Origin of the sequence: Paraburkholderia fungorum (genome assembly GCF_902833645.1) — a bacterium.
Taxonomy (GTDB): domain Bacteria; phylum Pseudomonadota; class Gammaproteobacteria; order Burkholderiales; family Burkholderiaceae; genus Paraburkholderia; species Paraburkholderia fungorum.
Map to the genome: position 1 here is coordinate 111,485 of NZ_CADFGE010000001.1, position 12,989 is coordinate 124,473.

Here is a 12,989-nt window from a genome sequence, read left to right on the forward strand (position 1 = left end):
GGCGCACCGCCTGTCTTGACCGATTGTCCGCGAGCGGCACGGGTTGTCACAAGCTGTCAATACGCATATGTGACATGTGCACGACGTTATCGCCTTTCAGGCGTCCCGTCACATGCACGTCAATGCGCTTCCTCCCAGTTCAGACCGGCGCCCACTTCGGCGACCAGCGGCACTTTCAGCGCGGCGACGCCGCACATCAGTTCCGGCAAACGCTTACGTACATCGGACAATTCCGCGTCCGGCACTTCGAGAATCAGTTCGTCGTGCACCTGCATGATCATGCGCGTACCGACCTTGGACTCTTCGATCCAGTTCTGCACCGCGATCATCGAGAGCTTGATCAGATCGGCGGCGGTGCCCTGCATCGGCGCGTTAATAGCCGCACGCTCCGCGGCCTGACGGCGCGGACCATTACCGCCGTTGATCTCCGGAAGCCACAGGCGGCGGCCGAAAGCCGTCTCCACGTAGCCCTTGGACTTCGCGCTCAGACGGGTTTCGTCCATATACCGCGCGACGCCCGGATAACGCGCGAAGTAGCGGTCGATGTACAGCTTGGCCGCGTCACGCGTAATGCCGAGGTTCGCGGCAAGACCGAACGCGCTCATGCCGTAGATCAGGCCGAAGTTGATGACCTTCGCGACACGCCGCTGATCGCTCGACACTTCGAGCGGCGTCACGCTGAAAATTTCCGCCGCGGTGGCGCGGTGAATGTCTTCGCCCTGCGAGAACGCCCGCAGCAACGATTCGTCGCCGGAAATGTGCGCCATGATGCGCAATTCGATCTGCGAATAGTCGGCGGAGACGAGCTTGTGGCCCGGCGGTGCAATGAACGCCTCGCGAATGCGGCGGCCTTCGGCGGTGCGCACGGGGATGTTCTGCAGGTTCGGATCGTTCGACGCCAGCCGGCCGGTGACCGCCACTGCCTGCGCATAGTTCGTATGCACGCGGCCGGTGGTGGCGTTGACCATGCGCGGCAGTTTGTCGGTGTAGGTCGATTTCAGTTTCGACAAGCCGCGGTGTTCGAGCAGGATCTTCGGCAGCGGATAGTCTTCAGCGAGCTTTTGCAGCACTTCTTCGTCGGTGGACGGCGCGCCGCTCGGGGTCTTCTTGACCACCGGCAATTCGAGCTTCTCGAAGAAGATCTGGCCGATCTGCTTGGGTGAGCCCAGGTTGAATTCGCCGCCGGCCAGCTCGTACGCTTCGCTTTCCAGTTGAATCAGACGCGTGGCGATTTCGCTGCTTTGCGCCCGCAGTTTTTCCGCGTCGATCAGCACACCGGTGCGCTCCATCTTGCGCAGGACACGCGAGGTGGGGACTTCGATATCGCGATACACGTAGTCGAGCGTTTTCTCCGCGGCCACCTGCGGATACAAGGCCTGATGCAGACGCAAGGTGATATCGGCGTCTTCCGCCGCGTATTCGGCGGCCTTGTCCAACGCAACTTCGTCGAAGCCGATTTGCGACGCGCCTTTACCCGCGACCTCTTCGTACTTGATCGTCTTGATACCTAGATGGCGCAGCGCGAGGCTGTCCATGTCGTGTGTGCGGTGCGATTCGAGCACGTACGACTCCAGCAGCGTGTCGTGTTCGACGCCGCGCATTTCGATGCCGTAGTTCGCCAGCACCTGCTCGTCGTACTTCATGTGCTGGCCGACTTTCTTGTGCTCGGCGCTTTCCAGCCACGGCTTGAGCTTCGCCAGCACTTCGTCGCGCGGCAATTGCACGGGCGCGTCCGGGCCACGGTGCGCGAGCGGCACGTAAGCCGCGCGGCCAGGTTCGACCGACAACGACAAGCCCACGATTTGCGCGGTCATCGGATCGAGCGAGGTGGTTTCGGTATCGAACGCCGTCAATTCGGCGGCGTTGATTTTCTCGAGCCACGCGTCGAACTGCTCCCAGCTCTGCACGGTGTCGTAGTGGCGTTCGTGATCCACGGTGAGCGCCGGCGGCACGTCGGTCTCCGGACCTTCCACAGCATCGGCGATTTCCACTTCGCGCAGCCAGGTCTTGAAACCATTGCGCGTGAACACGTCGCGCAGTTCCTCACGCGATTCCGGCCGGCTTTGCAGGCTCTCTTCGATCGACACGATGTGGCCGGTCAGATCGCATTGGCGTTCGACGGTGACGAGTTTCTTCGCCATCGGCAGAAAATCGAGCGCACGTCGCAGATTGTCTCCTACCGCACCTTTGATTTCGTCCGCATGTGCGACGATGCCGTCGAGTGTCTCGTACTGCGTGAGCCATTTGATGGCCGTTTTCGGGCCACATTTCTCGACGCCCGGCACGTTGTCGACGGTATCGCCGATCAACGACAGGTAGTCGATGATGCGTTCCGGCGGCACGCCGAATTTGGCGATCACGCCTTCGCGGTCGAGCTTCTCGTTCGTCATCGTATTGATGAGGGTGACATGATCCGACACGAGCTGCGCCAGATCCTTGTCCCCAGTCGACACGATCACATTCATACCGCGCTTCTCGGCCTCGGTGCTGAGCGTGCCGATCACGTCATCCGCTTCGACGCCCTCGATCATCAGCAGCGGCCAGCCGAGCGCGCGCACGGCGACGTGAATCGGCTCGATCTGGCGAGCGAGGTCTTCCGGCATCGACGGGCGGTTCGCCTTATAGTCGGCATACCAGTCGTCGCGGAACGTTTTGCCCTTGGCGTCGAACACGCACGCGCTATACTCTGCGGTGACTTCCTTGCGCATGCGCCGCAGCATGTTGATCATTCCATAGAGCGCCCCCGTCGGACCACCTTCGGGTCCGCGCAGATCAGGCATCGCATGGTAGGCCCGGTACAGATAACTCGAACCGTCGACCAATAGCAGGGTCTTACCTTCAAGGCTTCGTTCTTCAGGCATTATGACTAAGAGAAAAGTGATTCCGAGTCTGCGATCACTCGCAGATCAAGAGCGCGCTACGGCTAAGAAGGCCCGCGCATCGTGGCAGATGTTCACGATTATGGCAGAGTTTATCGAGGCGACCGAGTACCTCTCGGAGATTCGTCCGGCTGTCAGCATCTACGGTTCAGCGCGCCTGAAACCGAACTCGCCCTATTACAAACTCGCCACGCAAATTGCGCGCAAACTGTCGGACGCCGGCTTTGCGGTCATCTCGGGCGGCGGCCCCGGCATTATGGAGGCGGCCAACAAGGGCGCTCATGCCGGCAAGGCTCCTTCAGTCGGCCTGAACATCGAACTGCCGCACGAGCAATCGGGCAACCAGTGGCAGGACATTTCGCTGCGCTTCCGCCATTTCTTCACGCGCAAGGTCACGTTCGTGAAGAACTCGGACGCGGTGATCGTCATGCCGGGCGGCTTCGGCACGCTGGACGAACTCGCCGAAGTGCTCACGCTGATTCAAACCAAGAAGTCGCGCCACGTGCCGATTATTCTGGTGGGCGGCGAGTTCTGGGAAGGCCTTCTCGCGTGGTTCAAGAACTCGCTTACGCCGATGGGCCTGATCAATCCGGCGGACATGGACTTGATGCAGGTGATCGACGACCCGGATCAGGTGCTCGAAGCGGTGCTGAAGTTCTACGAAGACCGCGAAGAAGCCGAACCGCATCCGGCCAAGTCGGATGAAGACCGGATGTTCTATCTGTGATGCCGGATCTTCGCGCTCCGTGCGCGAAGTAGGTGCAGCAAATGCGCGCGCGGACCAGTCGCGGGCCGCTCAACGTGCATCGGACAGCACGCGCAGGTCCTAGCGGGCGGCCTCCAGGTCGCTCGCTTCCGCCACATCGGTCTGATCCCCCTGCGCTTGCAGCCATTCGCAGAACTGCGCCACGAGCGGCGCCTGCGCGACTTCCCGCCTCGCCACCCACCAATAGCCGCGTGCATCGATACGCGGGCCGGCCAACGGCACGACAAGCCGTCCCGATGCCAGTTCATCCGCCAGCAAAGGCAATGGACCGAGCGCCACGCCGAGGCCATCCACCGCGGCCTGCAAAGCCAGATAGAAGTGATCGAACGACTGCTTCTTCCTGCATTTCGCCGTAACGCCTGCTGCCGATAACCAGATGCCCCATGCATCGGGCCGCGTGTCCGAGTGCAGCAGCACGTGCCTCGCAAGATCGTCGGCTACGCTGATCGGCGAGCGTTGCAGGAGCGCGGGGCTGCACACCGGAATCTCGCTCTCCCCCAGGAAATGGCCGCTTACGCTGTTCGCCCAATGCGCCGGACCGCGCCGCACCGCGACGTCGAAGCTATCCAGGGTTTCGACCGGGGCGTTTGAAGTCGACAAGCGCAGCTCCACATTCGGCACCTTGCGCTGGAACTGATGGAGTCGTGGCAGCAGCCATTTCATTGCGAACGTCGGCAACGCATTCACCCTTAAGACGTGAACGACGCCCGTATCGCGCAGTTGGTCGGTAGCAAGTGCGATGCTGTCGAACGCGGCCTGGACGGTGGCCAGATAGCGGCGACCGTCGTCGGTCAGACGCACGCGTTTGCCGCGGCGATGGAACACCTGCACGCCGAGCCAGGTTTCGAAAGCAGCAACCTGCCGGCTGATTGCACCGTGCGTCACATGCAATTCGTTCGCCGCGGCGGTGAAGCTTTCATGCCGCGCCGCGGCTTCGAACGCGCGGAGCGCCGGAAAAGGAGGGAGATTGCGGGCCATGCTTGTGATTCTAGATCACAAAGGCGCGCTCAAAAATCGTTTTGCCCAGAACTGGTTCGGCGCTAACCTCCTGAGCTTGAACTGGAAGCGTAGCGAAATGGATCATGAACTCACCTCGGCCGAGATGGATCTCGCGCCCACGCCCACATTGCGGGAGATTTTTGGCGGCTTTCTCGGCCTCGGGCTGATCTCGTTTGGCGGTGCGCTGCCGCTGGCGCGGCGCGCCCTGGTCGAGCAACGGCGCTGGCTGAGCGGCGCGGAATTCACCGATCTGCTCGGTTTATGCCAATTCTTGCCGGGCGGCAACGTCATCAATCTTTCAGTGGCGATCGGGATGCGCTTTCGCGGTGTGCCAGGGGCGCTGGCGGGTTTGCTCGGCTTGATCGCGGGGCCTTCGCTGGTGGTAATCGGCCTTGGCGTGCTGTACGAACACACGCAAAACGACCCGCACGTTCGCCATCTGTTCGCCGGCCTCGCGGCGGCCGCGTCCGGCCTGCTGATCTCGATGGCCGTGAAGATCCTGCTGCCGTTGCGGGACAAACCCATGGCCGCGCTTATCGCGGCGCTCGGTTTTATCGCGATTGCCATCATGCGTCTGCCGCTTCTGCCCACGATGCTGGTGCTCACGCCGCTTAGCATCTACATCGCATCGAGGGCCGCACGATGAACGACACGCTGATTTCTCTTGCCATTATTTTCAGCCAGCTTTCTTTGCTGGCGTTCGGTGGCGGCAATACGATTCTTCCGGAGATGCAGCGTCAGGTCGTGGATGTGCATCACTGGATGCCGGCCAGCGAGTTCAGCGCGCTGTTCGCGCTCGCGCAAGCCGCGCCGGGGCCGAACCTGATGATCGTCACGCTGATCGGCTGGCACGTGGCGGGTTGGGCGGGGATGCTGGTGACTTCAGTGGCGAAGTTCGGACCATCGTCGCTCGTCACGATCCTCGCGCTGCACGCGTGGGATCGGTTCAAGGACCGTCCGTGGCGACGTTATGCGCAAGCGGGCCTGGTGCCGGTGACTGCCGGCATCGTCGCGGCGAGCGCCGCGCTGATCGCCGAAGCGTCGAACCCGACGGCGATTGCGTGGGCAATCTGCGCGTTTACCGCTGTGCTAGCGCTGAAGACGCGGATTCATCCGCTGTGGCTGCTGGCGGCTGGGAGTTTGATTGGGCTGACGGGGTTTGGGCAGTTCTAAGTCTCGAGGCCAGGGCGAGCAAGCAGATGCTCGTCCCGGCTTCCTCATCCCTTACCGACGCTTACTGAAACGCCACTTCCGCAAAGCTGCGCAACTTCCGGCTATGCAAACGATGCAGCCCATTCATCCGCAACAACTCCATCGCCTTCACGCCAATTTGCAGATGCTGATCGACCTGCGCGCGATAGAACTGATCCGCCATGCCCGGCAGTTTCAATTCGCCATGCAAAGGCTTGTCCGACACGCATAGCAAGGTGCCGTAAGGCACGCGGAAGCGAAACCCATTCGCGGCGATCGTCGCGCTTTCCATATCGAGCGCGACCGCGCGGCTTTGCGACAGCCGCTGCACCGGTTCACGATGATCGCGTAGCTCCCAGTTGCGGTTGTCCACGCTCGCCACCGTGCCCGTGCGCATCACACGCTTCAATTCGACGCCATCCAGTTGCGTAACCTGCGCGACCGCGCGTTCCAACGCCACCTGCACTTCGGCCAGCGCGGGAATCGGCACCCACAGCGGCAAATCGTCGTCGAGCACGTGGTCTTCGCGCACATAGCCGTGCGCCAGCACGTAGTCGCCCAAGCGCTGCGTATTGCGCAGACCCGCGCAATGACCGAGCATGATCCACGCATGCGGACGCAGCACGGCGATGTGGTCGGTGATCGTCTTCGCGTTCGACGGCCCGACGCCGATATTGACCATCGTGATGCCGCTGCCATCGGCCCGCTTCAGGTGATACGCGGGCATCTGCGGCAGCCGCGGCGGCGCCGTGCCTTCCTGCGCCTGCTCGCCGAGATTCTCGTTGTACGTAATCACGTCGCCCGGTTCGACGAATGACGTGTATTCACTGCGATAGGCACGCAATTCCTCTTCGTCGGTATGCGCCATCATCGTGCGGCCGAGTTTGACGAACTCGTCGATATAGAACTGGTAGTTCGTGTACAGCACGTAATTCTGGAAATGCGTGGGCGAGGTCGCCGTGTAATGCTTCAGCCGATGCAGCGAGAAATCCACCCGCGCCGCCGTGAACAGCGCGAGCGGATGCGGCTCGCCCGGCAGCGGTTCATACGTGCCATTGACAATACGGTCGTCGAGCAGCGCGAGGTCCGGTGTATCGAACACGTCGCGCATCAGGAACAGGCGTTCCCGATCCAGATCGCCCTCGAGATGGATGCCTTCGGAAAACGCAAAGTGAATCGGAATCGGCTGTTCGGACACGCCGACTTCGATCTTCACGTGGTGATTCTTCGCCAGCAGGCGCAATTGCTCGCGATAGTAATTGCCGAACAGATCGGGCCGGGTAACGGTCGTCTCGAACACGCCCGGACCCGCGACGAACCCGTATGATCGGCGCGAGTCTATATGCGTGTTGACTTCGGTGCGTACCCTGACGTACGGGTAGCAGGCCCGCACGCGGCGTTCGAACAGTTCGTTGCGGCGATAGCGCGCGAAGGCGTCGCGCAGGAACGAGGTGTTCGCTTCGTAGATCGCCGACAGGCGCGTGACGGCCTCGGTCGCGTCGTCAAAGGATTCGGTTGGGAAGCTGTTGGCGGGAGTCTGCACCGCGCGTTGATTGGTATCGTTGTTCATCTTCATTCACCTCGATTGATGAGACGACATTACCACGGAACCCGTGATCGCCAAATGACCTCGCGGCGCCTACCACAAATGCCACGGCGGTGATCGCAAGATTGCGCGCACGCCGCGCGAAAGCGGCGCAAAATAAGGTGATCGCGCCCGGGAGCAAGGCTGGATTTGCTAGAATCGGGGCACCATATCGGAGAATCACCATGAAGCCGTTCCTTCCCGTCGCCGTTGCACTGGCCCTCGCCTTTGGCAACGCCGCGATGGCTGCCCAGCCTGTCGATGACACGCCGCCTCCCGGTACGCCCCAGTCCGCCAATGAACGGGCCGGCCTGCCTGACCTGGCGAAGATCAATCGTCCGGCCGCCGAGGTCAGCTCGAAGGTCGAAATCAACGTCCCGCGCACGCCGAGCTTCTACGAACGCAGCGCTAACGGCACCGAAATCACCGAGTATCGCGACAAGGGCAAACCCGTCGAAATCAACGTGCACTCGAATCTCGGCACGCGCTACCAGATGAGCGCGCCGCTCGACTCGTCGCCTACCGTGCGCGACAACGGCCGCGCCAGCACGCGTTTGCCGTCGGTGAACCTGACTTATTGATCGTTGCCCGGGTGGGCGGCCGGCGTAAGCCGCCCCTTGGATCTGTGCGGCCCGCGGGCGTCGCCCCGGGCTTTCAGCCTGCTTGCCGATTTTCAGCACCTCACACCTCGCACTGGCCGCATCGCGCCAGCCCGACTAACCTGACTCGACGTTTCCCGCATGGCTGTCTTCACCGCTGTCACCGAACCCCAACTAGCAGAATGGATGCGTCACTACGATCTCGGCGAAGTCGTCGAGTTTCGCGGCATCCCGTCCGGTATTGAGAACAGCAATTTCTTTCTGACGACGACGCGCGGCGAATACGTCCTCACCATTTTCGAGAAGCTGACGGCCGGACAACTGCCGTTCTATCTCGATCTGATGCGCCACCTGGCCGCGCACCGCGTGCCGGTGCCGGACCCCATGCCGCGCGAAGATGGCGCGCTGTTCGGCACATTGCATGGCAAGCCCGCAGCCATCGTGACCAAACTCGAAGGCGCGCCGGAGATGGCGCCGCAAGTCGAACACTGCGTCGAAGTCGGGCAAATGCTCGCACGCATGCACCTGGCGGGACGCGATTACGCGCGCTATCAGCCGAATCTGCGCAGCCTGCCGTGGTGGCAGGAAACCGTGCCGACCATCCTGCCGTTCCTCGAGGGCGCGCAGCGCGACTTGCTGTCGTCCGAACTGGCGCATCAGGAGGCGTTCTTCGCGTCAGCGGATTACGCCCGCTTGCCCGAAGGTCCCTGCCACGCCGACCTGTTCCGCGATAACGCGCTGTTCGCGCATGCAGCGCCGGAAAGCGGCCACGAGGTGCGCCTAGGCGGCTTCTTCGACTTCTATTTCGCCGGCTGCGACAAGTGGCTGTTCGACGTCGCGGTCACCGTCAACGACTGGTGCGTCGACCTCGCCACCGGCAAGCTCGATGAGGCGCGCACCGAGGCCCTGCTGCGCGCGTACCAAACCGTGCGCCCGTTCACCGTCGAAGAAAACCGCCATTGGGGCGATATGCTGCGCGCGGGCGCCTACCGCTTCTGGGTCTCGCGCCTGTATGATTTTCATTTGCCGCGCGCGGCCGAGATGCTCAAACCGCACGACCCCGGCCATTTCGAGCGCATCCTGCGCGAACGCCTGACCGGCGCTGCTCTTCCAGGCATTCATAGCTCATGCAACTGATCGAAGTCCCCGCGAAAACCGGCTACGTCTGGTTCCGGCAGGGTATCTGGCTGTTCCGCAAGAACCCGCTCGCGTTTCTGACGCTGTTCTTCACCTATCTGCTGGTCATGACGCTGGCCGCGCAGATTCCGGTGATCGGCGGCGTGTTGCCACTGGTCTTCATTCCGGGCGTGGCGGTTGGCTTCATGGCGGCGTGCCGCAACACCATCGCGGGCAAGCCGGTGTTCCCGACCATTCTGGTGGACGGTTTTCACTCGTATGGCCCGGGGGTCGCCAAGCGCCTGCTGCTGCTGGGCGTGCTGTACGTCGTCGCAATGGCGCTGGTGCTGGCCGGCTCGGCGCTTGCCGACGGCGGCATGCTGCTGAAGGTCATGCTCGGCATGGCGACGGTGGATCAGGACGTGGTCGCCAACAGCAATATCCCGCTGGCGGTGCTCACTGCGTTCGCGTTCTACGTACCCGTAGCAATGATTTTCTGGTTCTCACCGATTCTTACCGCGTGGCACGACGTACCCCCCGTCAAGGCGATGTTCTTCAGCGTCGTCAGTTGCTGGCGCAATCGTGGTGCGTTCATTGTGTTCGGCGCACTATGGTTCGCCGTAGCAACCACGGTCTCGTTCGGCCTGACCGCGTTGATGCAGGCACTAGGCGCAGGCGACTTCGCGTTCGCGATCCTGATGCCCGCCACGATGATCGTCATAACCATGCTGTACTGCTCGTTCTACGCGACCTATCGCGGCTGCTTCGGTGTGCAAACGCCCGAAGCACCAGACCTGCCGACCACTCCCGCGGCTTGATTGTCTTTCGAGGGGCGGGCGTTTTCTGACGCCCACTCTCGCCCTCCGGTCCTAAAGGGCGCGGCGCGCCGCTCCCGTGAATCCCCGCCCTACTCGTCAAGTTGCGTCAATTTGCGGCACAATAGTTTGCGCGCAATCGATTTGCACGCTCTTTTCACGCGAGATGCAACATGACCCAGCGCCCTGCTTTGCCCTTCACACTAGACGAGCAACTCTGCTTCGCCCTCTATTCAACCTCGCTTGCGATGACGAAGGCGTACAAGCCGCTGCTCGACAAGCTCAGCCTCACCTATCCGCAATATCTGGCAATGCTGGCGCTTTGGGAAGCCGACGACGTTACGGTCAAGGACCTCGCCGCGCGATTGAATCTCGACTCGGCAACGGTCACACCGCTGCTCAAGCGGCTCGAAGCGCAGGGCTACCTGGAACGGGTACGCGGCGTCGAGGATGAGCGGCTCGTCTATATCCGGCTCACCAAAGCGGGCACCGCACTGAAGCGTCAGGCACGCGAAGTGCCGGCGGAAATATTCTGCGCGACCCAGCAATCACCGGAATTCCTGCTCCGCCTGCGCGACGATCTGACACGTTTGCGCGCTACGCTCAACGATTACATGGACCACTAGCCAGCCTGCCGGAAAAGCATGCTATCGCTACGATGCAAAAATTCATTTGCACACAAATGATTTGTGTACTATCTTTATCACATGCCGCTTCGATAGCACTCCGCCAGAACGGCTGGCAAGCACACAGCGGCAAGCAAGCAGACCCTGACAACCCAGATTGAGGAGCAGCACCATGAACATCCTGTACAAGGCAAGCGCAACGAGCACCGGTGGACGTGATGGCCGTGCAGTGTCGTCGGACAACGCGCTGGACGTGAAACTGGCGGCACCGCGTGAACTGGGCGGTACGGGCGCCGCGGGCACCAACCCGGAACAACTCTTTGCAGCCGGCTATTCGGCATGTTTCCTGAGCGCGATGAAATTCGTTGCCGGCCAGCGCAAGCAGGCTTTGCCGGCTGACACGCAAGTTACGGCAGAAGTGGGAATCGGCCCGAACGACAAAGGCGGTTTCGCGCTCGACATCGATCTGCGCGTCTCGTTGCCGGGCCTTGCTCCTGATGCGGCCAAGGAACTGGCCGACGCAGCGCATCAGGTCTGCCCGTACTCGAACGCTACGCGCAACAACGTCGCGGTGCGCCTGCAGCTCGCGTAAGCCGTGGCCTGAACGGCTCGTTGATGAATAATTGACCGTGCGCGGCAAAACCGCGCGACGTTGGACAGCGCCCGCACCCAGTAAAACGGGGCCGGGCGCTGCGCCGTTCATGGATGCGGCACGCAAAGTGCGTTAAGGGAGTTGGCAATCACTTACCATCGCCGATCCTATGGATAATTGTCCGGATCCGTCATATCGCCGCCTGGCAATTTGTCATTGCGCAGGCCGATGCTCGATCCCCAGCCATTCACCCTGTCCACAATTCCGATGACACGCGTCCGACGCCTAAGCAATACCTTCGATACCGGTTTGGTCTGGTTTCGCCGTGACCTGCGCAACACGGACAACGCCGCGCTCTACTACGCGCTCAAGCATTGCGAGCGCGTGTGGTGCGTGTTCGTATTCGACACGACAATTCTGCAACCGCTGATCGACGCGTGGCAAACCCGAAATCCGGGCGCGCAAGCGCAGGACCGCCGCATCGAGCTCATCCTTGCTGCATTGGGCGAACTGGACGACGCGCTGCGCGCCAAGGGCGGCGGCCTCGTCGTGCTGTACGGCGATCCGGCCGATCTCGTACCCAGGCTTGCAGACGAACTCGAGGTCGACGCGGTATTCGCGAATCACGATTACGAACCAGTCGCAATCGAGCGCGATGAAACGGTGCGGGGGCGGCTCGCCGAGGCTGGACGGCAATGGCTGACGTTCAAGGATCAGGTGATTTTTGAGCGTGAGGAGGTGCTAACGGGCCAGAGCAGACCGTTCACGGTGTTCACACCGTACAAGAACGCATGGCTCAAGCAACTGACGGCCTTCGATTTGAAGCCGTATCCGGTAGAAAGCTACGCGAACCATCTGGCCACCCTACCGCCGGGGCTGGACCGCGCGTTACCGACGCTCGATCAACTCGGCTTCGCACCGAGCAATCTCGCGGAACTCAGCTTGCCCACCGGGATGAGCGGCGCGCAACGTCTGCTCGACGACTTCATGACCCGCATCGACAGCTATCAGGACCGGCGCGACTTTCCCGCCGTCAAAGGACCAAGCTATCTGTCGATGCACCTGCGTTTCGGTACGGTCTCGATCCGCACGCTCGCACGGTTCGCGCACGAAAGCTCACTGCAGCCCGACGGGCAAGGCTCAGCCACATGGCTTTCGGAGCTGATCTGGCGGGATTTTTACTTCATGATCCTCGCGCATCATCCAAAGCTGGCAGCCGGCGCGTCGTTCAAGGAAGAATACGAGCGGCTGCGCTGGGAGCAAGGACGGGCAGCGGACGAAGCATTTGCCGCATGGTGCGACGGCCATACCGGCTATCCGTTAGTCGACGCCGCCATGCTGCAGCTCAACCGCACGGGGTACATGCACAACCGCCTGCGAATGGTGACGGCGAGCTTTCTGGTAAAGGATTTGGGCATCGACTGGCGGCTCGGCGAGCGCTATTTCGCCGAACAATTGAACGACTTCGATCTCGCGGCGAATAACGGGGGCTGGCAATGGGCGGCATCGACGGGATGCGATGCGCAACCGTATTTCCGGATTTTCAACCCGATCACGCAGTCCGAAAAATTCGATGCGGATGGCCGCTTCATCAAGCGCTACTTACCGCAGCTTGCGAAACTCCCAGCCAAATGGATTCACGCGCCATGGCTGGCAGGTGCGGAACGGCTAGCGGAGTTCGGCGTGGTATTGGGCAAGGATTATCCGGCGCCGATCGTCGATCATGCCGAGGCACGACAACGCACACTTGCCCGTTTCGGCAAGTAAGTGCCCACTAACGTGGTTAGCTCGAAAATGTCTGGAGGAGACTGAGCGAGGCGT

12 protein-coding genes are annotated in these 12,989 nt (G+C 61.7%); 9 read left to right on the forward strand and 3 right to left on the reverse strand.

Annotation, left to right across the window (positions count from 1 at the left end):
• Window positions 1–119: 119 nt before the first annotated feature.
• On the reverse strand, window positions 120–2,861 hold the full coding sequence (gene polA, locus HWX91_RS00475) for a DNA polymerase I (RefSeq protein ID WP_028196169.1): 2,742 nt from the start codon (window positions 2,859–2,861) through the stop codon (window positions 120–122).
• Window position 2,862: 1 nt separating this feature from the next.
• Between polA and HWX91_RS00480 the strand changes: the two genes are divergently transcribed.
• Window positions 2,863–3,606: an LOG family protein gene (locus tag HWX91_RS00480; RefSeq protein WP_028196168.1), complete on the forward strand. Its 744-nt coding sequence runs from the start codon at window positions 2,863–2,865 to the stop codon at window positions 3,604–3,606.
• A 99-nt stretch (window positions 3,607–3,705) separates the two neighbouring features.
• Here the strand turns inward: HWX91_RS00480 and HWX91_RS00485 are convergent, their stop codons facing one another.
• Window positions 3,706–4,623: a transcriptional regulator GcvA gene (locus HWX91_RS00485; protein ID WP_028196167.1), complete on the reverse strand. Its 918-nt coding sequence runs from the start codon at window positions 4,621–4,623 to the stop codon at window positions 3,706–3,708.
• 97 nt (window positions 4,624–4,720) lie between these two features.
• Here HWX91_RS00485 and HWX91_RS00490 point away from each other — a divergent pair, with 97 nt between their 5' ends.
• Window positions 4,721–5,290, forward strand: a complete 570-nt coding sequence (locus tag HWX91_RS00490) for a chromate transporter (protein WP_028196166.1) — start codon at window positions 4,721–4,723, stop codon at window positions 5,288–5,290.
• Window positions 5,287–5,817 (forward strand): chromate transporter, encoded by a 531-nt coding sequence (locus HWX91_RS00495; RefSeq protein WP_028196165.1) that lies wholly within the window; start codon window positions 5,287–5,289, stop codon window positions 5,815–5,817. Before HWX91_RS00490 ends, HWX91_RS00495 begins: the two co-directional genes overlap by 4 nt.
• A gap of 61 nt (window positions 5,818–5,878) precedes the next feature.
• On the opposite strand, the gene HWX91_RS00500 is transcribed toward HWX91_RS00495, so the two are convergent.
• A complete protein-coding gene (locus tag HWX91_RS00500) occupies window positions 5,879–7,405 on the reverse strand; it encodes an AMP nucleosidase (protein WP_028196164.1) in 1,527 nt (508 codons plus the stop codon).
• A gap of 200 nt (window positions 7,406–7,605) precedes the next feature.
• Between HWX91_RS00500 and HWX91_RS00505 the strand changes: the two genes are divergently transcribed.
• The 6 genes from HWX91_RS00505 (at window position 7,606) to HWX91_RS00530 (ending at window position 12,935) form a co-directional block, all read left to right on the forward strand.
• Complete coding sequence (locus HWX91_RS00505) at window positions 7,606–8,001, forward strand: hypothetical protein (RefSeq protein ID WP_028196163.1); 396 nt, start codon at window positions 7,606–7,608, stop codon at window positions 7,999–8,001.
• Window positions 8,002–8,160: 159 nt separating this feature from the next.
• Complete coding sequence (locus HWX91_RS00510) at window positions 8,161–9,156, forward strand: homoserine kinase (protein WP_028196162.1); 996 nt, start codon at window positions 8,161–8,163, stop codon at window positions 9,154–9,156.
• A complete protein-coding gene (locus HWX91_RS00515; protein WP_028196161.1) occupies window positions 9,147–9,953 on the forward strand; it encodes a BPSS1780 family membrane protein in 807 nt (268 codons plus the stop codon). The genes HWX91_RS00510 and HWX91_RS00515 overlap by 10 nt, the downstream gene beginning before the upstream one ends.
• 170 nt (window positions 9,954–10,123) lie before the next feature.
• Window positions 10,124–10,576, forward strand: coding sequence for a MarR family winged helix-turn-helix transcriptional regulator (locus HWX91_RS00520; RefSeq protein ID WP_028196160.1), 453 nt, complete (start codon window positions 10,124–10,126; stop codon window positions 10,574–10,576).
• 172 nt (window positions 10,577–10,748) lie between these two features.
• Complete coding sequence (locus HWX91_RS00525; protein ID WP_028196159.1) at window positions 10,749–11,168, forward strand: organic hydroperoxide resistance protein; 420 nt, start codon at window positions 10,749–10,751, stop codon at window positions 11,166–11,168.
• Between the two features lie 267 nt (window positions 11,169–11,435).
• A complete protein-coding gene (locus HWX91_RS00530) occupies window positions 11,436–12,935 on the forward strand; it encodes a cryptochrome/photolyase family protein (RefSeq protein WP_028196158.1) in 1,500 nt (499 codons plus the stop codon).
• Window positions 12,936–12,989 lie beyond the last annotated feature (54 nt).